Genomic DNA, 25,014 nt, shown 5'->3' on the forward strand with positions numbered 1-25,014 from the left:
TACACTTAAAACATAACTACTGATAAAATATTTAGCCAGCCGGATCAGCCGGTGTATTTGGATTGTTATCTCGTTCACGAAATGGGTAAGGCATAAAGTTTCGTGTGCGCTCTGAAGTTGCACGGCCAAAACGACGCATATCTTCCAGCTTTAAACCAGACATGTACAATTCGATACACCTGTTACGGTAGATCTGATCGAGAACCTGAGCTTGAGTAAGCGGTCCAACAAGCAATGGAAGATCGGCACCAATACCCAATGCATCATCGGCTGCTTTTTTTGTTACAACTTTATTTAATTCAACCAATGCATTTACCAAATCAGGCGTACCCTGGCGTGCATAACATTCAGCTTTAATCAATGTTATTTCGCCGGGATAATAAATAGGATAAGCTGTTGTAGTTGCCGCAGCAAAACCTTTCATTAAAAAACGTGAAGCTGAAGATCCGCTCAATACCATATAAAACGGAACACGCTTATCGGCCAAGTCAGGCTGCAGGCTGCCGAGTAAGCCCATTGTTGAATCAATTGGTTGGTATACATTAAAATTAGAACCTGCAACATCATAAATAGGATTAGGATTAGCAGCTTCAAAATTCAATGTTGATTTTTTCGAAAGATCAACGAGGTTGGCAGCAGTTAATGCCTGAGCATAGTTACCTGCAAACAACAAGTATCGAGCTTTCAAAGCATTAAGAGTACTAACAATATCAATGCCAGCAGGAATTTTTGATGAGAATGTAGCGCTGATAGCATTTGTGTTAATAATAGATAATGCATCATCAATTACTTCAACAGCTTTCAGAAAACCATTCTGGCGTGTAATGAATGTAACATTTGACCCAGTACCTGCTGGAATCTGCTCCCAAAACATTGCCATGTTACCAATAGACAACGCTTTAAAAATTGAAGCATAACCAATTAAACCGCTGGCAGTTCCTTTATCAGCCAGGCCTGCGGCATTGCCGATCACTAAATCAGCATCGTAAATAATTTTGTTACTGCTGGTCCATAAACCTGCAAGCATTGTATTGGTACCATCAACAGTTGGACCACCCGTGCTTAATTGAAATTCGGGTAAGTTGCCAGGGTTTAATAACCGCAATTCTTTTGTAACAAAACCATTAATTGAAATGACATTGTATAACGAACTTGCTCGGCCAAGTGCATAGACACGCTGCAAGCCAATACTTACCCCTGTTAAACCGGAAGCTGATGCAAATACTTTATCGCTTGTAGCCCGGTTAGGGTCAGTGAAATTCTTTTTACATGATGTGACAAGAGAGACTGCTAAAACAGCCACCATCCACATTTTTATTTGTTTATATCGTAACATGATTTTCAGATTTAAGAATTAAAATTTGGCCTGGATTCCAAAATTGAATGTGCGTGGAATAGGTACAGCTCCAAAATCAATACCCCTTAGAATTGTACTTTGTCCGCCTGCATTCACTTCAGGATCGTAACCTTTATAATTATCAAATGAAATAAGGTTTCGGCCGCTGAGTGTAACCACTAAGCTGCTGAAAGCTTTTTTTACTTTTCCGAAATCATAACTGATAGAGAGTTCACGCAATTTTACAAATGAACCATCATCAATACGCCATTCTTCAATACCGTATACACCAGATACATAACCTCTTGGCAGTTGACCTCTGTGCTCCTGCTCTGCAACTTTACCATTACCAACGCCCTGGCGTGTGCGCCAATCTGCATTAAACACATCCACACCTTGAACTGCATCAAATTGAAAACGAAGACTGACACGTTTATAACTTACTTCATTTACCAAGCTGGCCGTATAATCAGGATTTGGATCACCGATTACTTTGCGCAATACAGTACCGCTTGGCAAACCACCCGCATCACGCTGAGGTGTGTAGGTTAACGGTGAATTTTGAGATCCTCTTTCAGTTAAAGGAATACCACTTGCATTTTTGATTTGATTACCGCCTGCATCGGTTGCGAAAAATGTTCCATAAAAAATACCTATTGGCTGACCTTCTAAAATTGCTACAGGAGCGCCTGCGTTTGTACTCAGTAACGTTAACGCCTGTCCAATTTTAAGAGCCTTGTTTCTGTTTCGATTGAAAATACCAGTTGCACTCCAGTTGAAATCTTTCTTACGAACAATACCAAGGTTCAACACAATTTCAAAACCTTTATTTTCCAACGAACCAAAATTATCAAGCAGGCTGGAGAAACCTGTTGTTGGTGCAATTACACGATTGATCAACAAATCTTTTACATTTTTTATATAGTAGTTGAATTGAACACCAATTCGGTTATCAATAAAACCAAGATCAGTACCAATTTCAAATTCCGTTTGCCGCTCCGGCTTCACATTCGTATTCGCCAATGTTGAGCTGGAGAAGAAAGATGTTCGGCCGAGAAAACCAATACTGGAATAAGAGTTGAATCGATCGTATGGCCCTATACCTGTAAGGTTACCGCTTTCACCATATGCCGCACGTAGTTTAAAGAGGTTCCACCATTTACCGACATTTGCTTTACCCCAAAATTCTGTTTCTGAAAGAATGTAACTGCCACTTGCTTTTACATACACCTGGTTACGCTCATCTTGCCCAAAAACAGAAGATCCATCTACACGAACAGCGCCTGTAACAAATAAATGATTTTTGAACTTGAAGTTCTGCTGCAAATAAGCACCTGAAACCGATAGCTCACCACGGCTGTCAACACCTGGCAAGATTGTACTTGCGCCGTTCACCGTTTCAACAAATGGTGCAAGACCACGCCCCTGCAACAGCGAGTAACTTGATTTTTCATATTGAACAGAATAACCTGCCTGTGTAGTCGAACTTAAGCTTTCATTAATGCGCCATTGGTAGGTGGCGTTAATTTCGTTATTAATCTGGAAATAATTATTTGCTCCGGTACTTGCATAACCATTCTGAGCAGGATCAAGCGTTAAACCACCTCCATAAAAAGCAGTATTTACTGCATAAGCGAATGGTGGTATATATGTTTGACCCGATTGTGTATAGTTGTCAATGCCCATTGTGTAATCAAAACTCAGATTCTTAATAGGCTTCCATTTTATGGCGGCGGATGCCAGCATGCGGTTCGTTTCCTGTCGCTGCTTAATATCTTCAATTACCGATACCGGATTTACACGCTGACGTTCACCTATAGCTTGTATATTGCCCAACGCATCTCGAGCTTGTATATCATGGAAGTTTCCGATAATATTAATTGAGTTAATTGGAGAGAAGAATGAATTACCATCAGGCTTTTCATTTGCTGCACTGTTTATATAGTTTAACCCAATACTGAAACTAAGTTTGTCGGTAACTGTTTGATCAATATTTGACCGAAAACTGAAACGACGGAAATCAGTATTTTTAATTATACCCTGATTGAAAAAATATGATGCGGACGTGTAATACTTAGTTTTGTCTTTACCACCACTTACTGAAATGGTATTGTCTGTACCTAAAGCTGTGCGGAAAATATAATCATTATAATCGTAACGCTTCACCGGTGTGGTATTTGTCCATGCAAGAGTTAAAATATCTTGTGTTTGCGCAGTTGGGCCATCAGGTGCATTACCAAATTTAGTTGGCGCCTGGTTTACTTCTACACTTTTTCGTAACTCACTTACAGTAAAGTTTGTTGTAAAACTTACAACAGGAGCACCGGAGCTACCACGTTTGGTAAATATCTGAACTACACCTGCATTTGCACGTGAGCCGTAAATAGCTGCGGCAGCGGCTCCGTTTAATACTTCGATACGTTCGATATCCGCAGGATTAATATCAGATAAACGGTTTTGACCGATATTACCCACAAAATTCTGTCCATCGTAGTTGCCCGATGTATTGGTTACTCGTGTAGTGGAGTTGTTTACAATTATACCATCTACAATATATAATGGTTCGGAAGAACTGTTAATTGAACTGATACCTCTCAGCCGAACTGATATACCACCAGCAGGATCGCCGCTGTTTTGTATAATCTGAGCACCGGCTGTTTTACCTTGTAATGCCGCCAACACATTGCCTGTTGCACCTTTATTTAATTGCTCAGCCTTTACTGTACTTACATAACTACCCAATTGCTTCTTGGTTGTTCCCTGACTGGTTCCAGTTACAACCACTTCGTCTAAACCTAAAACGTCTTCGCTTAAAGTAACGTCAGCCGAATAGCTGTTTGTGCCACTTGTTACATTAACATCAGCTGTTTTCGTTTTGAACCCTACGCCTGAAAACTCCAGCACATATTTACCGGGCTTAAGATTTGCGTTGATACTATACGCTCCATCAGCATCTGTTGATGTACCAAAATTTGTATTACGCACAACCACCGATACGTTGGATGCAGCTGCATTTCCTGAACCGGTTACCTTACCGGAAATAGTTACCTGTGCCTGAACCATGGAACACAGCATTAACAAGAGCAGAAACATGGGCAATTGCACCCATCTGCCTTTTTGCTTTTTTACGTTTCGTTTCATTTTGCAGTTTTTTAATTTGATTAATCAATTTTGAACATCAGAGAATGTCCATGCCGGCTTCTTTATAAGGGTCAAAAATTTTATTATCAGGTGATAATTCGGTTACTAACATATCCAGTTCATTTGCTTTGCATACCTGGATGTTCTGTACGGTATTTATTTTTTCAGAAATGGATAGCGCTACTACTTTGGATGCTGATTCAAGCATGGCCTTCTTCACTTGTACTACATCGTAATCATTATCAGTTAAGCCATGTTCAAGATCAAGTGCATTAATACCAAGAAAACAGAGATCAACTTTAAATTGCCTGATCTTAAGAATTGCTTCTGCGCCAATAGAGATCTGTGAACTCTTTGATAATTTATCACCAATAAAGATCACTTCAATGTTTGGGTGATGAATATATTCCAATGCTGCGGGAAGGCTACCCGTTATAAAGGTTGCACGCAAATTCTCCGGCAATGCTTTGGCCATTTCAATGATGGTGGTGCCACCGGTACTCATCACAAACATGCCGTCCTTAATAAGTGATGCTGCTTTTTGAGCGATGGTCTTTTTTGCATCAATACTATAGACACTGGAAGAGTTAATAGAACTGCTGAATGATTTTGACAAAGCACCTCCATGAACTTTTATGATCTTGCCTTTATCAGCAAGTTCCTGTAAATCACGTCGAATGGTATCTTCAGATACATTGATCTGCGAACTGAGGTCAGATGACAACACACGGTTGTGCAGGTTCACCTGGTGTACAATAAAAGCCTGTCGTTCCTGCTTAAGCATGTTGGTTTGGCTGTTGATCGTTAGAAATAAGAGTAAGGAAAAGTACAAAAGTTTTTAAAACCCGCAAAAAAATGCAGCCTCTTTCTACACGAACGGCACAAAACGGCATAAAAAATCAATTGAGGTGCAAATTCGGGCATTTCTTATATTTATTCCATGAACAGGAATATGCAACAATTAACTGCCATTGCGCAGAAAAAGCAACGCCGCATTATTGGATTAATGAGCGGCACTTCAGTTGACGGTTTGGATATTGCCTATTGTACTATTTCAGGCGAAGGGCATGATACTGCCATTGAATTGACTGCGTTTGAAACCATTGCTTATGATCCTGATTTTAAAGCAGAGATCAAATCTGTATTTTCCAAAAAGGAAGTTGACTTTGAAAAATTATGCTTACTCAATCCATGGGTTGCACAACAACAGGCAGCAATGATCAATACTTTTCTGCAAAAGAACAAGATCAAAAAAGAAGAAGTTGATTTGATTGCCAGCCATGGTCAAACAGTTTATCATGCACCTAAGGCTTTGCATCAACAGGAAAAATTCAGCAATGCAACATTACAGATTGGCGATGGTGATCATATGGCTGTTGAAACCGGCATCATCACCATCAGTGATTTTCGGCAGAAACATATTGCTGCGGGTGGCGAAGGTGCACCGCTTGCCGTTTATGGTGATTATTTTATTTTTTCGAAGAAAGGCGAAGACCGCATTATGCTCAACATGGGTGGCATTGCCAACTTTACTTTTCTTCCCGGTTCAATGGATGCTAATAAGATTTTCAGTACCGATACCGGAACGGGTAATACATTAATGGATGCATTGATGCAGCAACATTTCCCGGGTAAATATTTTGATGAGGATTCAGCTGTTGCAAAAAAAGGAACGATCAATGCATTATTACTGAAGGCATTAAAAGATCATCCATTCTTTCAACAATCATTTCCAAAAACAACGGGACCTGAATTGTTTAACCTGCATTATTTACAAACTGCAAAAGAAAAATCGGGCACAACTGATTTGAACGTGAATGATACAATGGCGACTCTGAATGCATTCTCTGCTCAAACAATTGCTGAAGCCATTATTAAAACCATGCCACAGAATAACAACTTTCATTTATATGCAAGTGGCGGCGGCATGCACAATCCATTGTTGATGGAGCAGATCAAACAACTGCTGCCAACTATTCCGATTCATTTAACGAGTGAGCTGGGTATTAATCCTGATGCAAAAGAAGCAGTACTGTTTGCCATACTCGCCAATGAATGTATTGCAGGCGGTAATGTGCAATTCAGCAGTGAACTAAAAGGAATTCCGTCAGTAACAATGGGGAAGATCAGTTTTCCATGGTGATGGAGGCTGACGTATTATTTTCATCAGTGAGTTCAATATAATTTTTGAATTGTTCCAACCCTTTATCGAAGGCTGAGCCAATGATCTGATCGGTGAAGATGCCAAAGAAGCGCTCCCAAGGATACCATTTCAATTTGTATTCCATATACCAGAGCACTTCGGTTACATTATTGTTTGCACCTGTGCTGCGGATGCGGAAACCGCCTTCGGCTTTGTTCATATCCTTTAGCTCATGCAATACTAAAATTTCGTTTTGTTTGATTGATTGAATGGTCATAGTTCCTGCACTGTTGACTTTCACACCTTTCCAACGAAAATAAGAACCCGGTTGATCAGTAACTGCTGAGAGCTGAACAACCGCACCACTATCAGCTGTGATCCATGGCAACCATTTGTTCCAGTTCTTTACATCACTTAATTCTTTGAACACCTTGCTGCTGTCGGCCGTTACAATAATCCCTCGTGAAATTTTTACACTTGATGGAATAAATAAACCGATGATCGTAATCACGGCAAACAATCCCAGCAGCACAAACAAAAACATTTTTATTAAACGCATAAGAAAAGTTGATAGTTAATAGTTGATAGCTCATAGTCGTTGAACCCATCAGAAATCCTACATCACAAATCCGACATTACATTTATTCCCATTTAAAAACTTTAATTGCAATAGCATACAATCCAACTCCCCACAAACCGAGTATGCCGAGTTGTTTTCCGCAATCAACCAAATGACTTCCTTCAAACGCAATGTTACGCATGGCATCATTCAAATGGGTTAAAGGCAAAACCTTACAAATGGGTTGCAGCCATTTTGGAAATGTATCGATCGAGAAAAAAGTTCCTGCCAATAAAAACTGTGGCAAAGTGAACATGTTGGCGAATGGCGGAATGGTACTTTCATTCTTAGCCAATCCACTTACAATAAAACCAAAGCCCATAAACACAATTAATCCAACCAAACTCAGCAATAGCAATTCAAAAAAGGTTATCCAGCCATGTACTAAAGTGAACCCAAATACAAAACGCCCGATTAATAAAATCACAACTGCAGTGATCAATTGAAATGCAACCCGGCTGATGCCTTCACCAAATAAAATGTAACCACGCTTAATGGGTGTAGCAAAAAAACGTTTCAATACCAATTGCTGACGCAGATTGAAAAACAAAAATGCTACACCAAATACACCGGCACTCAATAATGAAAATCCCAACTGGCCGGGCAAAATAAAATCGATGGTCTTATAAATACGTCCAGGCATTGGTGGAGGCAGATCAATGCTTGCATAAGTTGGCGCATTGGGTGCAGCCCTTCGATCGATATTGACAATAATATCTTTTAATGTTGATTGAAGAATCGCCAACCGGTCAACACTTGCAGTGGACGTTTGAACGCTGATACTGTATAACGGGAATGTATCAGTGCCGTTTGGCTTCATATCGAGAATAGCAGTAATGCGTCCTTTCGACAAATCACTTCTTAACTCTTCTTCACTTTTCTCAATAACACGAATGGTTTTGTATTTCAACAGTTGCTGATAAACAGCATTGCTCTTCGAAGTATCTGTGCCTTTTGTAAACCCGATACGCACCGTTGGACTTCCACCACCAATAAAACCAAACACCAATATAAATATGAGCGGAAAAGCAAAACTGAAGATCACAGCCGATGGACTGCGGAAAATAGCCCGGAAACTTGCCCTGGAAATAGCCAGCATTGCCTTCCACTGGCTGTAAGGTTGACTCATGAGCGCAAAGCTATTTGTTTATGCTGTTGCCTGAAAAACTTTTTCATCCCTATTTTTACAGCATGTCGCTACACAAGGTTTACATTTTATTGGGCAGCAACCAGGGACAACGAAAACAATATTTGCAAAAAGCGATCAGATTGATGCAGGAGCGATGCGGCAGCATCAGCAAAGAATCATCGATCTACGAAACGGCGGCATGGGGACAAACTAAACAGGCGGCTTTTTTAAATAAAGTCATCGTTTTGCAAACAAAGGCTACTGCTGATGAACTGATGAAAACCTTATTGCAGATCGAACAGGAACTGGGCCGTATCCGCACTGAAAAATATGGCCCACGTACTATTGATCTTGACATTTTGTTTTATGACGATCTCATTTATCATTCAGCAATTGTAACACTTCCCCACCCTGCTATCCAGGACAGGCGGTTTGTGTTGATCCCTCTTGCTGAACTTTCGCCCCGAAAATTGCACCCCGTTTACAAAAAGACCATTACCACCCTGCTGAAAGAATGTGCCGATCAGCTGGCAGTAAAAAAGCTTGGCTAAGGACTTTTCCACAAACTGTATAAGTTCATTCCACGATTTGCCTGCATGTTTTAATTTGCCGACGGATGAAGTATCATTTTGTAACAATAGAAGGGAATATTGGTGCCGGCAAAACAACACTGGCACATTTGCTGAGTAAACACTACAACGCACGTTTAATACTGGAAGAATTTGCTGATAATCCATTTCTCCCGAAGTTTTATGAAAACCCAAAACAGTTTGCCTTTCCATTAGAACTGTTTTTTATGGCCGAGCGTTACAAACAGCTGAAAGATCTTTTGCATACGCAGGACATGTTTAACTCCATCACTATTTCAGACTATCTTTTTACAAAATGTTTGTTGTTTGCAAAAGTGAATCTGCCCGCCGATGAATTCAGGTTGTACCAAAGCCTGTTTGATATTATTCATCAACAACTCATTCAGCCAGAAATACTCATTTATCTTCACTCACCTGTTTCCCGTTTACAGCAAAACATCCGCAAACGTAACCGCAGTTACGAGCAACAGATAGCTGATGATTATTTATTCAGTATACAGGAAACCTACACGCAATACATTAAACAGCATAATGTAAAAACGTTATTTGTAGATGCAGGCAATGCCGATTTTCTCGGTAATAAAGCACATTTACAAGTGATCATTGATGCGTTGGATAAAGAATACGAACAGGGGCAACATTATCTTACACTGCCATGAACCATCCTGCCAAACAACCATTCCTGCTCAACAAAGAATTTGCATGGTATGTTACTGCACGTTTGATTTTCCTGGCAGGTTTACGCATGACACCTGTTTTATTGGGCTGGAAATTGTATGAAGTAACGGGCAGCAAACTTTCATTAGGTGTACTTGGTTTATCGGAAGTAATTCCAGCTATTTTATTAGCACTACCTGCAGGTGTAAAGATCGACAGAAGTAATAAACAACGGCTCATCAGCATTTGTATGTTACTGTACTTTTTTATTATGCTCGGTATGTTACTTGTAACCTCCAATTACTTTATTCAATCTACTTCAACTTTTGTTGTTCAATGGAGCATTTATGGATTGGTGGCTGCAACCGGTGCAGTTAGAGCTTTCAGCAGTCCGGCGTTCAGTGCATTTCTTTCGCAGTTGGTTTTTCCAACACAGTTGGTAAGAGCAACATCCATTAACAGCATGGCATGGTTACTTGCAGCAGTCATTGGTCCGGGTGTTGCCGGTTTGTTGATGGGTTATACCAATGTAACAGTGGCATTCACCGTGGTATCATCACTTGTACTTATCGCAGTGTTTTGCATGCAGAATGTAAAACAGAAACCAGTGTTGTTTAAACCGGGCAACACACGCACTTGGGAAAGCGTAAAAGAAGGGATCAATTTTATTCTTACACAAAAGGCATTACTTGGTTCTATGACCTTAGACATGTTTGCGGTTTTGTTTGGCGGTGTTACAGCATTGCTGCCTGTGTTTGCAAAAGATATTTTACATGTTGGTCCTGAAGGTTTGGGCTGGTTAACAGCAGCAACTTATCTGGGTAATTTTATTGCCATTGCTGCATTAACATGGAAGCCCATGAAAAACAAACAGGGGCAAAAACTCTTTTATGTAGTTGGCGGGTTTGGTGTTTGCATTTTGATATTCGCCTTGTCGCAAAATTTCTGGTTGAGTTTTGCAGCGCTTTTCGTTAGCGGTTTGTTTGATGGGGTAAGTGTGATCATACGTGGCACAGTATTGCAGTTATTTGTTCCCGATGAAATGCGTGGCCGTGTAAGCAGTGTAAGTTCCATTTTTATTAACAGCAGTAATGAACTTGGTCAATTTGAAAGTGGTACAGCCGCTTCAATTATGGGCACCGTTCCTTCAGTGATCTTTGGTGGTTGCATGACGCTTATTGTTGTAACCATCACCCGGTTTAAAGCGCCAACACTTCGCAAACTCGAGTATTGAGTTTACCATTCATCCATTTTAGTGAAGAATAGTCGCTTCGCTTGTAAACAAAACAACAGATTGTTTATTTTACAGTTACAAACAATTCTATATGAACCGCAAATCATTTCTCCGGGCATCGTCACTAACTGTTGGCGCACTTGCTTTTCAGCAATCGTTATTGGCACAACTGTTTCAGCAAGAAGCATGGAACATCAAAATGCTCACGGATGATATTGGAGTGTTTACCGAGCGTGGCGGAACAATTTTATTCTACCTGAGCAAAGAAGGCATTGTGATAGTTGATACACAATTCCCCGAACAGAGTAAACACCTGATCGATGAATTGAAGAAACGTTCTGAAAAGCCATTCAAATTACTCATCAACACACATCACCATGGCGATCATAGCAGCGGTAATATTTCATTCAAAGGAATCGTGGAGCATGTATTGGCACACGAAAATTCAAAGACCAACCAGGAGCGTGTAGCCAAACAAGCGAAGACAGAAGATAAACAGTTGTATCCTGATCAGACATTTGGAAAAACATGGAGTCAGAAGATCGGTAATGAAAAAATTACGCTGCATTATTTTGGTGCTGCTCATACAGATGGTGATGCACTCATTCATTTTGAACATGCAGATATTGTGCACATGGGTGACCTGATCAACAACCGTCGCTATCCGTTTATCGATCGTACAGCAGGTGCATCAGTCAGAAACTGGATAAAGGTGCTGGAACAAACTCAAAAGAAATTCAACAAGAAAACCACTTTCGTTTACGGCCATGCATCACAAGGTTTTGAAGTATATGGCAAGGTGGATGACATAAAAGCCATGCAGAATTATTTTGAGAAACTTGTTGCATTTGCTGAAGCAGAAATAAAAGCCGGAACAAGTGAAGAAGATTTTCTGAAGAACAAATCGATACCCGGAGTTACAGAATGGATCGGAGATGGCATTCAACGTTCATTAACTGCAGTGTATGAAGAGTTAACTACAAAGTAAAAAGTATGTGGATCGTTATTATCATCGCAATCGCAGTAACAATTCTTTTCTTTAGTTGGGGAAAGAACAGAAATACTCCACTACAATCAAAAGAATCAACAGACAGTAGTTACTCCGGTGATGGCGGAAGTTATGATGCATCAGATGATGGAGATAGTTCTGATGGAGGTGATGGTGGCGGAGACGGCGGCGGTGGTGAGTAATTCCATTCATCATTGTTTGATCACTCATCATTCATCTCATCACTTTCCCCATCGAAACGTTTTCACATCAATACCTGCCAGGTCAAGCACACGATCAACAACAGTTGCTGCAACTTCTTCAATTGTTTTCGGCACACTGTAAAAACTTGGAGTAGCAGGACAAATAATTCCGCCAGCCAGCGTGACCGTTTCCATATTGCGGATATGAATTAGATTGTAAGGAGTATCACGCACCACACAAATGAGTTTTCGTCTTTCTTTCAACACTACATCAGCAGCACGTGTAATCAAATCGTTTGATACACCTGTTGCAATGCGACCAAGCGTACCCATGCTGCAGGGAATTATGATCATGGTATTGAACTGACCAGAGCCGGATGCAAAAGGCGCTGTAAAGTCGGTTGTTGAATAAATTTTGAACGGCAGATCTTCATACTCCTTATCCTGCAATTCAGTGCGCCACACTTCTTTAGCATTCTCTGTCATAACAACTGCCACTTCCTGCCATTGATCTTTGACTGCCAGAAGCTTCTGCAATAAGAGTTTCGCATAGATCGATCCACTGGCGCCGGTAACAGAAATAACAATTTTATGCACGTGAAAGCGTTTAAATTTGTAACAGTAACAAAAATACTATGCAAAAGTTTTGTTTTTACTCCGCCCTCTTCTTTCTGTTCATCAGCATCAGTTCTTTTCAGCAAAAGAATGCAAAAGAAAAAATGAACTGGATATCACTGGAAGAAGCTGAACTTAAAATGAAAACCGAACCCCGCCCCATCCTTATTGATCTTTATACCGACTGGTGCGGCTGGTGCAAGGTGATGGATCGGAAAACTTACACAAGCCAAGATCTCATTAAATATCTCAACACAAATTTTTACACGGTAAAATTAAATGCGGAAACAAAGTCGGAAGTAAAATGGAAAGGTAATATCTATAAGTTTAACCCGTCCTATAAAACCAATGAGATAGCAATTTCGTTAACAAATGGGGAGTTAGCCTATCCCACAACTGTCATCATTCCCTCGTTAAACGATGATCCTCAGCCTATTTCAGGTATGTTAGAGGTGAAAGAAATGGAGATGGTAGCCAGGTATTTTGCTGAGCGAAAGTATGGCCAGGTGAGCTTCGACGACTATGCCAAAAATTTCAAACCCAGCTGGAAATAATTTAACGTTTCAACAATAATTCAAAAAAATATTCTATTTTGCCAACGATGATAAGGTTTAATGGTTAATGGTAACTGATTAGCGCCTCTTCCTTTACCGGAAGAGGTTTTTTTATGCCTTAGAAAAATCAATTACGCCGGTTTTTGCTTCTCGTTGCTGAATTATGACAAACTCATGCAACTCTCAAAAAAAATATTCAGTCTATTTGTGTGATGATAAGGTTTAATGGTTAATGGTAACTGATTAGCCATATCCCCTCCTTTCCAGGTGGGGATATTTTTTTTGTTCAACTTTTCGAAATAAAAAAGGCTCATTACTGAGCCATACCGGAAAGAATATTTTAGCTGTATTATTTACTCGCCACAACAGAGCTTGAAAAAATGATATACATCGGGCCCTGCGGAATATAAGCAGCCGGCATGTGTTGATTTTTTTCAGACGGCACACTCACAATGGTTTTGTTTCCGAAAGAAGCTACTTTATAAAAATTATAACGCTCCATTGTCTTCCGGTTTGCTAACCTGTCATCCAATGTGTTTACAGCATCGGGCCATGTACCTTCTTTTGTATAACGTATAATAACATCAAGAAGCGATTTGTCATTTAACTGGCGACTGACCTCTGTCTTTTCCGCCTGCGATAAATTATAAGTTGAATACATTTCGCCCATATCAGTAATCTTTACCGCCTGTGCTTTTTTCCCATCAATATAAAATCCTTTTGTACATGCTGTAAATGATGCAGCAACTAAAAGCAACAGGATCCCGTGTTTCATAATCTTCATGTGTGAGTTTTAAGTAGAATGAAAGTAAAGATTAATTTCTTTAAACAAAAGAATTACAACCTGCACAGAGAAAATTAACAGCTTACCTGTTATTTCTGCTCCATCAATTTCTCCAGCACAAAATAAGTAATCGGACAAAACGTACTGTTTTTAAGTGTGAGTTGTGGCCGTTTTAAGATCACATCTTCGTCGGTATAAGGAAAGCGTTCACAATCGGATGGACGAACGTCATAAATACTACAGTAATTATCAGCACCAAGAAACGGACAAGGTTTTGATTTGACTACATAATCGCCTTCATTATCGAGATAGAGATATGTTTCGATAAAAACACTTTCCTTCATACGGAGGTGTTTGCTGATTCGTTTGATATCGGGTGTCTTAAACCGTGGCGAATAATTTTTACAACAATTAGCACATTGCAAGCAATCAACTTTTTCAAATGCTTCTTCGTGCAGATCGGGTAATTGTTTCAGTACTTTATTCTTGTTGGCACGTTTCAGGAACTGGCCATATAGTTTTTGATGCTCTGCGGATTTTTTCTCCCAATTTTCTAATAATTCATCAGCCATAATGCAAATGTAATTGTTAGGCGAAAGCGGCAAGCTATTTGAAACGGCAACGAGGATCATATACATTCCCAATTCTATCATTCTAAAAAAAGTACTCAAAAAACTTGCGAAACCGAATGGTTGCACGTATATTTGCAACTGAACGGTTGCATAAAGCCCGTTTACCAAAATGAGAAGAGACGTATTTCAAGCAATCGCAGATCCAACACGCCGTGGAATTATTATTCTGATTGCAACACAGGCAATGACTCCCAATGCACTTGCAGAGCGTTTTGATACAAGCCGTCAGGCTATATCAAAACACCTTCGCATTCTCACTGAATGCCAATTAGTGAAGCAAGAGCAAACAGGACGGGAGATCTATTACCATTTAAATGCTACTAAAATGAAAGAAGTAGCCGACTTTATTGAGCCATTCAGACAAATGTGGGAAACGAAGTTCAACCAATTAGACAACTTATTATCAAACATAAAAAACAACAAAAAATGAGTACGAATAAAACAAACGTTGCAAAAGATTTTCAGGAAAAATCAATTGTTGTATCAAGAGAATTTAACGCACCGCTTGCAGATGTATGGCGTGCATTTACAGAGAGCGAGTTGCTTGACAAGTGGTGGGGCCCTTCACCCTGGCATGTTGAAACAAAATCGCAGGACTTTAAACCGGGCGGCTCTTGGGTTTATGCCATGGTAGGTCCGGAAGGCCAGAAACATTGGGCACGTATGGATTATCTTTCCATCAGCCACCATAAAGGGTTTGAAATACAAGATAGCTTTTGCGATGAAAATGGCGTAATAAATCAACAGTTGCCTGTTTCTACCGGCAGCAATACATTTATTGAAACAGCGGGAGGTACAAAAGTGGCATTCAAAATGATTTACCCCACCGAAGCCGCATTGCAAACAATTGTTGATATGGGCTTTGAACAAGGTATTTCTATTTGCTTTGATCAGCTGGAAGATTTGCTTAAAAGCGATAAACGATAAAAGAAAAAAACAGGAATTCGAATCAAAGGAAGCTTGTTTTTTAAGCTTCCTTTTTATTTTCACTACCCGAAGATTAAGCTATTTGTTTTCGAGAAAAACAGAAGTTAATTCCATTGTTTCTGCGCAACCGATTTCACAGTCTTTCCCCACCTGCTAACAGCTGTTTATTTGAATTGGTTCTACCCGTAACTTTGCCCGTCTTTAATTTTTTAAGAAAGCATGACATTGAAGACAGCTGCCCGGCAGTTACTTTTCCATTAACAGATCAGAATAAACGTACGACATCACATGAATCTTTTTGAAGCGCAACAAAACGAATTTTCACGTCGCCATATTGGAACCACAGGATCAGAAGCAAGTCTGCTGAAAACGGTTGGCGTGAGCAGCATGGAAGAACTCATCAGTAAAACAGTACCCGCCTCCATCCGCAACCATGAAAAACTGGCTATTCCGGATGCAATGAGTGAAGCTGACTTGCTGAAACACCTGAAAGAAGTCTCACTCAGCAACAAACTGTTTAAAAACTATATCGGTCAAGGTTATTACGATACCATCACCCCTTCTGTGATTCTGCGTAATATTTTTGAAAATCCGGGTTGGTACACTCAGTACACACCTTACCAGGCTGAAATTTCACAAGGCCGCTTGGAAAGTTTGTTGAACTTTCAAACAATGGTGAGCGACCTTACCGGTTTACCTATTGCAAACGCTTCATTGCTAGATGAAGCAACAGCAGCTGCTGAAGCAATGAACATGTTGTTTCATCATGTAAACCGTACTGATGTTATTAATGCACCGAAGTTTTTTGTAGATAATGAAGTGTTCCCGCAAACAAAAGATCTGCTGATCACACGTGGTACACCGCTTGGCATTGAGATCGTATTTGGCGATTACAAAGAAGCTATTATCGACAATACCTATTTTGGAGCCCTCGTACAATACCCCAACAATATTGGATCGGTTGAAGATTACCGTAAGTTTATTCAGCAAGTACAAGCCGTAGGTGGTTTTGTTGCAATGGCAACCGACCTGTTGGCATTAACGCTGTTAACTCCTCCGGGAGAAATGGGTGCTGATGTTGCATTTGGTTCAGCACAGCGTTTTGGTGTGCCTCTAGGTTACGGCGGACCGCATGCTGCGTTCTTCACCACCAAAGATGAATTTAAACGTTCAATCCCCGGCCGCATTATTGGTGTAAGTATTGATGCGCAAAACAACCGTGCATTACGCATGGCGTTACAAACACGTGAACAACACATCAAACGTGAAAAAGCAACCTCAAATATTTGTACAGCACAGGCATTGTTGGCGAACATGGCAGCAATGTATGCGGTGTATCATGGTCCGCAGGGATTGATCAACATTGCAACACGTGTGGCATTGCTTGCACAAACAGTTGCTGATGGATTAACAGAAAGGGGGTTTGAATTAGTCAGCAATTTCTTCTTCGATACAATTGCTGTGAAAGTAAAAGACCTGTCAGCAATAAAAGCAAAAGCAGAAAAACAGGAGATCAACCTGCGTTATATTGATGCTGCAACTGTTGGTATTTCGATTGACGAAACAACAACATTGGAAGATTTGTATGATCTGATCAACTGTTTTGTGAATGATATTGATCCTGTCCATTTCGTTGTTGAAGAAGAAGTTATTCTCAATCATATTCCTGTTACATTAGCAAGAACAAGTGCGTTCTTAACGCATCCGAACTTTAATACCCATAACAGCGAAAGCCAGATGATGCGTTATATCAAACAACTGGAGAACAAAGATCTTTCGTTGAATACGTCGATGATCTCGTTGGGCAGTTGCACGATGAAGCTGAATGCCGCAACAGAAATGATGCCGTTGAGCTGGGCACATTGGAGCAAGATTCACCCGTTTGCACCTGCGGATCAAACAAAAGGCTACCAGCAGATCATTGATGAACTGGCACATTACTTAAATGTGATCACTGGTTTTGATGCATGCAGCATGCAACCAAATAGTGGTGCACAAGGTGAATATGCTGGTTTACTTTCTATCCGCAATTATCACCTCGCTAACGGTGATGCACATCGCAAGATTATGTTGATTCCGATTTCTGCACACGGAACCAATCCGGCAAGTGCCGTCATGGCCGGCATGAAGGTGGTTGTGGTAAAAGCATTGGAGAACGGATACATTGATCTGGCCGACTTTAAAGCGAAAGCAGAACAATACGGTGCCGACCTCGCCGGCACAATGATTACTTACCCCAGCACCTATGGTATTTTTGAAGAAACGGTGAAAGAAATTTGCGAGATTGTTCACCAACATGGCGGACAAGTATATATGGATGGAGCAAATATGAATGCACAGGTTGGCTTAACATCACCCGGATTAATTGGTGCAGATGTTTGTCACCTGAACCTGCATAAAACATTTGCCATACCACACGGTGGCGGTGGCCCCGGCATGGGACCTATTTGTGTGAAAGCACACCTTGCGCCTCATCTGCCCGGTCATATAACTCAAAATACACATGGCGCAGTAAGCGCAGCACCGTATGGTTCTGCTTCTATCCTGCTCATCAGTTATGCCTATATCCGTTTGCTTGGTGCAGATGGTGTGAAACGTGCAACTCAATACGCCATCCTCAATGCCAACTATATGAAGGCAAGACTGGATAAAGATTTTGATATTCTTTATACCGATGAGAACGGCACATGTGCACATGAATTTATTGTTGATCTGCGTCCGTTTAAAAACACCGCAGGCATTGAAGCCGAAGATGTAGCCAAACGTTTGATGGATTATGGTTTTCATGCACCAACCATGAGCTTCCCGGTACCGGGCACAATCATGATCGAACCAACAGAAAGTGAAGACAAAGCTGAACTCGATCGTTTTTGTGATGCAATGTTGAGCATCCGACAGGAAATTCGTGACATTGAAGAAGGCAAATCAGATAAAGCAGATAACCCTTTAAAGAATGCACCGCATACACAACATGTGGTTACAGCTGATGAATGGAATCATGCGTACACAAGAAAGCAAGCTGCATTTCCTGTTTACTATGTAACGCTGAATAAATTCTGGCCAAGTGTGAGCCGTATCAACAATACTTATGGCGATCGTAATCTCATTTGTACTTGTGAACCGGTGAGCAGTTATGCAGAAGAAGAAGCGTAATTCAATAAGCAATAGATAATTGTTAATAAGCAAACGTCCCGCTCAATGAGCGGGACGTTTTATTTTACTTCAACACATCTGCAACCGGTACTAATTCAAGTTTTTGATTGTACTTCATCATTTCATTTAACAAAGCTGTATGTCCCGATCCAAATAATATTAAAATGCGTTCTTCTTTTCCATTTAACGTTTTGAGTACATTTTCATAGATGATCATATTTCTTCTCCACCACTCACTCGTTAAATACGAACCAACATGATTACCTTTTTCGCCGGCAATAAGAAATTCGTAATATATCCCTATGCCCGTCTTTATAAATTCAGGCGAATTATGATGCAACAGAATTTCTTTCACTGTTTTTGTTTTCAGTGATTCGTTGAAATCCTTTTCAACATTTTCAATTTCTTGTTTCACCATGCCCAAAAAATCGAATTGCTTTGCCGCAGTTGCCGACTTCATTAAGCTGTCAAATGGAAAATTTGCTTCGGTATAATCTACCGCATATAAGCCGGGATGATTCAACTCCTTTGCCACACGGTAAGCAATTTGATGTGTTTCAGAAGCACCAAGTTTCAACTCACCTGCCTTATATTTATTAAAACTGCTGTCAAGCCGTTGTTGGCGTTCAACAGGCATTTCAATAAAAATTTTATCGGGTCGGAATTGTTTGATCTTATCTGTTACTTCCAGCACTTCGGCCTGGCGTTTGGCCGACAGGATATTAGCGTTTTCAAATTTCGCCACATCCAGTCCCGGGTTATCAAAATGAAAACTTCCCAACAACAACACTTTGGTTTTCTTTTGTTGTGCATTGCCTGCATTTGCCACAAATGAACATAAAAGGCAAAGAATAAATAGCTGTTTCATATAAACGTTTTGCTTATTACGACAAAGCTATTTTAAACGTTACAGTTGAGCAGATTTTTTCTGCCGAAGTGTAGCAGTTATTGAATGAAGCGTACTTTCCTGATCTTATTTCCTTCTATAGTATAAATAGCAATTGCTTTCACAGGCTGCGCTTCAAAACCAATTACGCTTTCATAATCGATCACGGTATTACCCAACACCATACGGTTAACCAGCTCGCAATGAAGATTAGTGACCTCTTTAAAAAGGCCGGTGTACATCTCCCGCATTTGTGCTTTGCCCTTACCAATCAGTTTATTGGGATATTCATACAACTCAACACTATCGCTGTAAGGAGCAAGAAAGGCTTCAATATTACGTGCATTATAAGCATTGAGTTGCTGCTGCACCAAGAGTTCTGCTGTTACCTTCAATAGTGTATCATGTTTAATAAATTGGCCACGGTTGATGACGTAAGCAATATCGTTGACGTACTTCAAACTGTCGAATGGATTTTTATTCAACAGTACCAGATTGGCCAGTTTCCCGTTTGCAATAGAACCAATTTCTGTTTCCTTTCCAAAAGCTATTGCCGCATTCCACGTGCAGGAACGAAGAATTTGCGCATTGGTTAATCCGGCATCTTTCATTGCAAGTAACTCTGTATAAAACGATGATGCATGTTGTGTGCCGATATTGCCGGCATCGGTTCCTGCAACCACATTTATACCTGCATCTGCAGCAAGCTTCATGTTAAGGGAAATGATACTGTCTTCCTTTGAAGGGATCTGCACTTGTTTACGTAAAGACAAATAATTGAACCCGATTTCCTTGGCCGGTAAGTGTTGCAAATCGAACAAGGTGCCAAGTGGATATGGATTGGCATAAGTAAGATCATGTGTACTCATGCGATGTTGTTGAGTAAACACTTCCCGGTATTTTGAGGCAACAATAGCTGTAGGGATGTAGGTTACTTTCTTCTGCTTCATCATCTGCAGAAATGATGCATCAAGCAACTGATCATCTACGCTATGAACTAAAATATCTGCACCGGCTTCCACCGAAAGTTTCGCTGTTTGGTATTCTGTTGCATGCACACAAACCTTCAACCCATTCTTATGACTTTCATCAATTGCCGCTTTTATAATTGGCAATGTGTTGATTGCAGGCTGGTCAGGCATAACGATGTACCATATCTTGATAAAGTCTGGTTTATAAGGCAGTTGTTTGCGCACAAGCTCCCTAGCCTCTTCTTCTGAATTTACTTTTACAATCGGCGGATCTTTGGCATCGAGGTTCGGTGGCTGATAGGTAGAGATCAATGGACCGGTTACCCAGGCATTTGGCATAAGCGTACTGCTTTCGTTTTGCTTTTTCATTTCATAGTTACTCAACGGACCGCCAACATCTACAACAGTTGTAATACCACAGGCGAGGTAACGACGCATCAAGTCTGCATGATTGTCTCTTATCCACTGTTGATCTTTTTCATACGCATAAAACTTACCAAGGTTCACTGCATCAGGTCTTGTATATAAACCACCGCTTTGAAAAAAATGGATATGACCATCAACCATACCAGGCATCAGGTACTTACCGCTACCATCGATGAGTTGCACACTGTCAGGAGTTTTAGCAGTTGCTTTATACTTTATCAACTGTTGAATACGGTCTCCCTTCAGCACAACTGTCATTCCGGGTTGTGTATTTCCATCTTTTGTGTTGACGATTGATACATTCGTAATCCAGGTTGTTTTTTGCTGGGCAGTTAAACTAAATAAGAGCAAAAAGAAACAGAAGGAAAGAAAAAATTTCATATTATTTGTTTTGGTTGGCGTTGTGTAAGATAACCAAAAGGGAATAACAGTCAAAAGACACAATGAATAAAAAAACCGCCAGGTTGATAAAACTGGCGGTTGATGTATACTGATAAATTATCAGGCAAAACAATTCTCAAAAAGAAACAGTTTTGTTGATGCGTTGAGTATGCATTACAATGCTGTTTTCTTCCTCCAGAAATAATATGAAAGAATACCCGGCACAATCCACATCAACATTCCCAGCATTTGCGGATCAAATTTTCCGGCTGCAGCAATCCCTGAATATACAGCGGCTGCCAAATCGAAAAACAAACCGGCATAAGCCCATTCTTTTATCGTTCGGTTTGCAGGAATAAGAAGCGCAATAACGCCAATAATTTTAGCCCAGCTGATGAACTGAATGAAATAGATAGGATACCCCAGGAACTTATGAAAGATTTGAATTGTCTGCTCATTGGGGCCAATACCGCCAATGGATGAAAAGATCATAAGTGCGCCGAATAAAATTGTAAATACCCAATAGAGAATGTTGATTGTTTTTGGTTTCATATTGATTGATGATTGTTTAGCGTTAAAATAATAAATACTCTTTGTAACAGAAACAAAACTAACCCACACAAAAGAAATTCGACCTGTGCTGTTACGACAAACTGAAGGGTCGATTGCGACCATATTTACTAACTCCTGCCAGTTGAAGAAACATAATTCCACAAGCGGCAGAACAATTCCTCTTAAAAGATTGTAACTTATGCAACTAAAAATCAACATGCAGATGGATCAGCAAATTATTAATCTATACGACGAGTACACACACAAGCCACTTCCACGCAAAGACTTCATGAAGCGTCTGGTAATTTTAACCGGCAGCACAGCAGCAGCAGTTGCTATTCTTCCATTCCTTGAAGGGAATTATGCAAAAGCAGCCGTTACCCCCGATGACGATCTGTTTACAGAGTACATTACTTATCCCGGCGTAACAGGTGAAATGAAAGCATATGTTGCACGCCCGAAAAAAGAAGCGAAGTATGGAACAGTTGTAGTGATACACGAAAACCGTGGATTAAATGCACATATTGAAGATGTGGCACGCCGTGCTGCAACAGCAGGTTTTTTAGCGATCGCACCAAATGCATTGGCTCCGCTCGGTGGCACTCCGGCTAATGAAGATGAAGCAAGAACTTTGTTTACAAAACTCAATCAGCAGGAAACACAAACCAACTTCATTAACATTTTCAATTATCTCAAAACAAGAAAAGACAGCAATGGCAAGTTTGGTTGTGTTGGTTTTTGTTGGGGAGGTGGCATGGCAAATACACTCGCTGTGAATGTGCCTGAATTAAAAGCTGCTGTTGCGTTTTATGGCAGACAAGCTGCCGTTGCTGACGTACCAAAAATAAAAGCCGCTGTTCAATTACATTATGCCTCTTTAGACGAACGTGTAAATGCAGGAGCACCCGCTTACGAGCAGGCATTAAAAGACAACAAGATCATCTATGAATTATACATGTACCCCGATGTGAATCATGCATTCCATAATGATACAGCTCCCACTCGTTACAACGAAGCTGCTGCAAAACTTGCATGGCAACGCACAATCGATTTTTTCAAAAAACATTTAGCATAACATAATTTCTTATTCCCATATTTGCAAAAGGAAGCCATTGGCTTCCTTTTTGCTGACTAGCAATAGTATATTCACTAATTTATGCTGAATTGTATTTGCTGACGAAACGATCATCTACAAAAAATCTTATTTTGCACACCTATAAACATCTTATGAATCGACAGATCATTTGCTTCCTCGCCTTCTTTGTTTTCATTTCAACTGCTGTTGCACAAACTCCGCCCAAAAGAGAGTTAAGATCTGCATGGTTATCTACTTTTTTAAATCTTGACTGGCCGAGTACAACAACAAGAACAGTGCAGGAGGTGAAAGATTCCGTGATCAAACTGTTGGATCTTCAACAACAAACAGGCATTAATGCCATTTATTTCCAGGTACGTAATGAATGTGATGCTGTTTATCAAAGTTCTATTGAACCATGGAGTGCATCTGTTACAGGAACACAAGGTATAGCTCCTGCAAACAACTTCGACCCCTTACAATTCATGATCGATGAATGCCGCAAACGTGGCATTGAAATACATGCATGGTTCAACCCCTATCGTGCAGTCAACAATTACAACAGCATTGGCAGTTTTGCATCTTCCCATGTAGCCAATCAGCATCCGGAGTGGTTACTTGCGCAAGGTTCGTTGCGTATTCTCAACCCGGGTATTCCTGCTGTGCGTGATTATGTTCTCAGCGTTATGATGGATGTGCTTCGCCGTTATGATGTTGATGGTATTCATTACGATGATTATTTCTATCCTTATCCCGGTGCAGGTGGTACCAGTTCAAGGTTTAATGATGATGCAACATTTGCCTCTTATCCAAGAGGATTCAGTAACCAAAACGATTGGCGGAGAGATAACATCAACCTGTTTATTCAACGCAGTTACGACAGCATTAAAACTGTTAAACCCTGGGTGAAGTTCGGCGTCTCGCCTTTCGGTATCTGGCGCAACCAAAGCAGTGATGCAACAGGATCGGCCACAAATGGTTTACAGAGTTACAGCGATGTGTATGCCGACAGTAAAAAATGGTTACAACAGGGATGGGTTGATTATGTTACACCACAACTCTATTGGAGTATTGGATTTAATACAGCTAATTATGCGGTGCTTGTGCCCTGGTGGAATGGCGTTGCAAGCGGCCGACATATTTACAGCGGACAAGCTCCTTATAAAATAAATGCTGACAGTGATCCGAACTGGAATAATCCTTCACAGATCAATAACCAGGTGCGTTTGAACAGAACTTACGGGAATGTATATGGCAGTACTTTTTTCCGCACACGTTACTTCGCTACAAATCCATTACAATTCAGAGATTCATTAGAAGAACATGTGTACACTGCTCCGGCATTATTACCAACCATGCCATGGAGAGACAATGTTGCACCACAACCCGTAAGCAATGTAACTGCACAGGTAAACAGTAACAATGTGCAATTAAGCTGGACAAAACCATCAGCAACCACCAATGAATTAGATAAAGCAAGACAGTTTGTTGTTTATCGTTTCAACAGTTCTGCAATTGATTTGAATAACGTTGATGCAATACAGTTGGTGACGGCCAATGATCAAACAACTACGTTCGCTGATAACAATCTTACTCCGGCCGTTTACTATTATGTTGTTACCAGTCTTGATCGTTTTCACAATGAAAGTGCAGCAAGCAATGTAAAGGAAGTATCACTTATACCTACTACAATCGTTGTTACGCCTCAGCCCCAACCTGTAACACCTGCGCCTGAGTTTGAAATGAAAGCCTTCCCTAACCCTGCAACAACACATACCATCATCAGTTATACCTTAACAAAACGCACACAGGTATCACTGATTGCATTTGACACAAGCGGAAGAGAAGTACTAAAACTTGTGGATGGCATTCAATCAACAGGTAAACAGCTTATACGCTTTAACACAGCGTCATTACCTGCCGGTATTTACAACGTAAAAATTGTAGTAGAAAAAATTGAGAAGACAATACAGGTAGTTGTGGCGAAATAATGTCAACAGGCAATGTGCAATAAACAA

The 25,014-nt window shown here is 40.4% G+C and carries 23 protein-coding genes; 12 read left to right on the forward strand and 11 right to left on the reverse strand.

Annotation, left to right across the window (positions count from 1 at the left end; translation table 11 throughout):
* Window positions 1-31: 31 nt before the first annotated feature.
* From VK159_RS03605 to VK159_RS03615, 3 genes are read right to left on the reverse strand one after another with little or no spacing between them, the layout of a single operon-like run.
* Window positions 32-1,336 carry a RagB/SusD family nutrient uptake outer membrane protein gene (locus VK159_RS03605; RefSeq protein ID WP_324228773.1) on the reverse strand — a complete coding sequence of 435 codons (1,305 nt, stop codon included), beginning with the start codon at window positions 1,334-1,336 and terminating at the stop codon, window positions 32-34.
* Between the two features lie 18 nt (window positions 1,337-1,354).
* Window positions 1,355-4,477, reverse strand: coding sequence for a SusC/RagA family TonB-linked outer membrane protein (locus VK159_RS03610; RefSeq protein ID WP_324228774.1), 3,123 nt, complete (start codon window positions 4,475-4,477; stop codon window positions 1,355-1,357).
* 37 nt (window positions 4,478-4,514) lie between these two features.
* The gene (locus VK159_RS03615; RefSeq protein ID WP_324228775.1) at window positions 4,515-5,261 is read right to left on the reverse strand and encodes a DeoR/GlpR family DNA-binding transcription regulator; all 747 of its coding nucleotides are present in this window, start codon (window positions 5,259-5,261) and stop codon (window positions 4,515-4,517) included.
* A gap of 156 nt (window positions 5,262-5,417) precedes the next feature.
* On the opposite strand from VK159_RS03615, the gene VK159_RS03620 reads away from it, so the two are divergent.
* On the forward strand, window positions 5,418-6,620 hold the full coding sequence (locus VK159_RS03620; protein ID WP_324228776.1) for an anhydro-N-acetylmuramic acid kinase: 1,203 nt from the start codon (window positions 5,418-5,420) through the stop codon (window positions 6,618-6,620).
* Here the strand turns inward: VK159_RS03620 and VK159_RS03625 are convergent.
* Window positions 6,604-7,179 carry an SRPBCC family protein gene (locus VK159_RS03625; RefSeq protein ID WP_324228777.1) on the reverse strand — a complete coding sequence of 192 codons (576 nt, stop codon included), beginning with the start codon at window positions 7,177-7,179 and terminating at the stop codon, window positions 6,604-6,606. The two genes, VK159_RS03620 and VK159_RS03625, sit on opposite strands and share 17 nt — an antisense overlap.
* An 82-nt stretch (window positions 7,180-7,261) precedes the next feature.
* The gene (locus VK159_RS03630; protein ID WP_324228778.1) at window positions 7,262-8,368 is read right to left on the reverse strand and encodes an ABC transporter permease; all 1,107 of its coding nucleotides are present in this window, start codon (window positions 8,366-8,368) and stop codon (window positions 7,262-7,264) included.
* 62 nt (window positions 8,369-8,430) lie between these two features.
* On the opposite strand from VK159_RS03630, the gene folK reads away from it, so the two are divergent.
* From folK to VK159_RS03655, 5 genes are all read left to right on the forward strand, one after another.
* Window positions 8,431-8,919 carry a 2-amino-4-hydroxy-6-hydroxymethyldihydropteridine diphosphokinase gene (gene folK, locus VK159_RS03635; RefSeq protein ID WP_324228779.1) on the forward strand — a complete coding sequence of 163 codons (489 nt, stop codon included), beginning with the start codon at window positions 8,431-8,433 and terminating at the stop codon, window positions 8,917-8,919.
* Window positions 8,920-8,984: 65 nt separating this feature from the next.
* Window positions 8,985-9,617 carry a deoxynucleoside kinase gene (locus VK159_RS03640; protein WP_324228780.1) on the forward strand — a complete coding sequence of 211 codons (633 nt, stop codon included), beginning with the start codon at window positions 8,985-8,987 and terminating at the stop codon, window positions 9,615-9,617.
* Window positions 9,614-10,849, forward strand: coding sequence for an MFS transporter (locus VK159_RS03645; protein ID WP_324228781.1), 1,236 nt, complete (start codon window positions 9,614-9,616; stop codon window positions 10,847-10,849). Before VK159_RS03640 ends, VK159_RS03645 begins: the two co-directional genes overlap by 4 nt.
* 91 nt (window positions 10,850-10,940) lie before the next feature.
* The gene (locus VK159_RS03650) at window positions 10,941-11,837 is read left to right on the forward strand and encodes an MBL fold metallo-hydrolase (protein WP_324228782.1); all 897 of its coding nucleotides are present in this window, start codon (window positions 10,941-10,943) and stop codon (window positions 11,835-11,837) included.
* Window positions 11,838-11,842: 5 nt separating this feature from the next.
* Window positions 11,843-12,040, forward strand: coding sequence for a hypothetical protein (locus VK159_RS03655; RefSeq protein ID WP_324228783.1), 198 nt, complete (start codon window positions 11,843-11,845; stop codon window positions 12,038-12,040).
* Window positions 12,041-12,079: 39 nt separating this feature from the next.
* Here the strand turns inward: VK159_RS03655 and VK159_RS03660 are convergent, their stop codons facing one another.
* A complete protein-coding gene (locus VK159_RS03660; RefSeq protein WP_324228784.1) occupies window positions 12,080-12,637 on the reverse strand; it encodes a UbiX family flavin prenyltransferase in 558 nt (185 codons plus the stop codon).
* Between the two features lie 38 nt (window positions 12,638-12,675).
* Between VK159_RS03660 and VK159_RS03665 the strand changes: the two genes are divergently transcribed.
* Window positions 12,676-13,209, forward strand: a complete 534-nt coding sequence (locus tag VK159_RS03665; RefSeq protein ID WP_324228785.1) for a thioredoxin family protein — start codon at window positions 12,676-12,678, stop codon at window positions 13,207-13,209.
* A 349-nt stretch (window positions 13,210-13,558) separates the two neighbouring features.
* Here VK159_RS03665 and VK159_RS03670 read toward each other — a convergent pair whose 3' ends face one another.
* Window positions 13,559-13,984 carry a hypothetical protein gene (locus VK159_RS03670; RefSeq protein ID WP_324228786.1) on the reverse strand — a complete coding sequence of 142 codons (426 nt, stop codon included), beginning with the start codon at window positions 13,982-13,984 and terminating at the stop codon, window positions 13,559-13,561.
* A gap of 98 nt (window positions 13,985-14,082) precedes the next feature.
* A complete protein-coding gene (locus VK159_RS03675) occupies window positions 14,083-14,565 on the reverse strand; it encodes a YkgJ family cysteine cluster protein (RefSeq protein ID WP_324228787.1) in 483 nt (160 codons plus the stop codon).
* 169 nt (window positions 14,566-14,734) lie between these two features.
* Between VK159_RS03675 and VK159_RS03680 the strand changes: the two genes are divergently transcribed.
* The 3 genes from VK159_RS03680 to gcvP all read left to right on the forward strand — a co-directional run bounded on the left by VK159_RS03680 (window position 14,735) and on the right by gcvP (window position 18,705).
* Window positions 14,735-15,055, forward strand: a complete 321-nt coding sequence (locus tag VK159_RS03680; protein WP_324228788.1) for a metalloregulator ArsR/SmtB family transcription factor — start codon at window positions 14,735-14,737, stop codon at window positions 15,053-15,055.
* Window positions 15,052-15,552, forward strand: coding sequence for an SRPBCC domain-containing protein (locus VK159_RS03685; RefSeq protein WP_324228789.1), 501 nt, complete (start codon window positions 15,052-15,054; stop codon window positions 15,550-15,552). Before VK159_RS03680 ends, VK159_RS03685 begins: the two co-directional genes overlap by 4 nt.
* 288 nt (window positions 15,553-15,840) lie before the next feature.
* A complete protein-coding gene (gene gcvP, locus VK159_RS03690) occupies window positions 15,841-18,705 on the forward strand; it encodes an aminomethyl-transferring glycine dehydrogenase (RefSeq protein WP_324228790.1) in 2,865 nt (954 codons plus the stop codon).
* Between the two features lie 64 nt (window positions 18,706-18,769).
* Here the strand turns inward: gcvP and VK159_RS03695 are convergent, their stop codons facing one another.
* The 3 genes from VK159_RS03695 to VK159_RS03705 form a co-directional block, all read right to left on the reverse strand.
* Window positions 18,770-19,573 carry a DUF5694 domain-containing protein gene (locus VK159_RS03695; protein WP_324228791.1) on the reverse strand — a complete coding sequence of 268 codons (804 nt, stop codon included), beginning with the start codon at window positions 19,571-19,573 and terminating at the stop codon, window positions 18,770-18,772.
* Between the two features lie 77 nt (window positions 19,574-19,650).
* Complete coding sequence (locus VK159_RS03700; protein ID WP_324228792.1) at window positions 19,651-21,369, reverse strand: amidohydrolase family protein; 1,719 nt, start codon at window positions 21,367-21,369, stop codon at window positions 19,651-19,653.
* Between the two features lie 174 nt (window positions 21,370-21,543).
* Window positions 21,544-21,921, reverse strand: a complete 378-nt coding sequence (locus tag VK159_RS03705) for a DoxX family protein (RefSeq protein WP_324228793.1) — start codon at window positions 21,919-21,921, stop codon at window positions 21,544-21,546.
* A gap of 199 nt (window positions 21,922-22,120) precedes the next feature.
* Between VK159_RS03705 and VK159_RS03710 the strand changes: the two genes are divergently transcribed.
* Window positions 22,121-22,996, forward strand: coding sequence for a dienelactone hydrolase family protein (locus VK159_RS03710; protein ID WP_324228794.1), 876 nt, complete (start codon window positions 22,121-22,123; stop codon window positions 22,994-22,996).
* 152 nt (window positions 22,997-23,148) lie between these two features.
* A complete protein-coding gene (locus VK159_RS03715) occupies window positions 23,149-24,987 on the forward strand; it encodes a family 10 glycosylhydrolase (protein WP_324228795.1) in 1,839 nt (612 codons plus the stop codon).
* Window positions 24,988-25,014: the final 27 nt, after the last annotated feature.

The sequence above is a fragment of the Lacibacter sp. genome, from assembly GCF_035299325.1.
Taxonomy (GTDB): Bacteria; Bacteroidota; Bacteroidia; order Chitinophagales; family Chitinophagaceae; genus Lacibacter.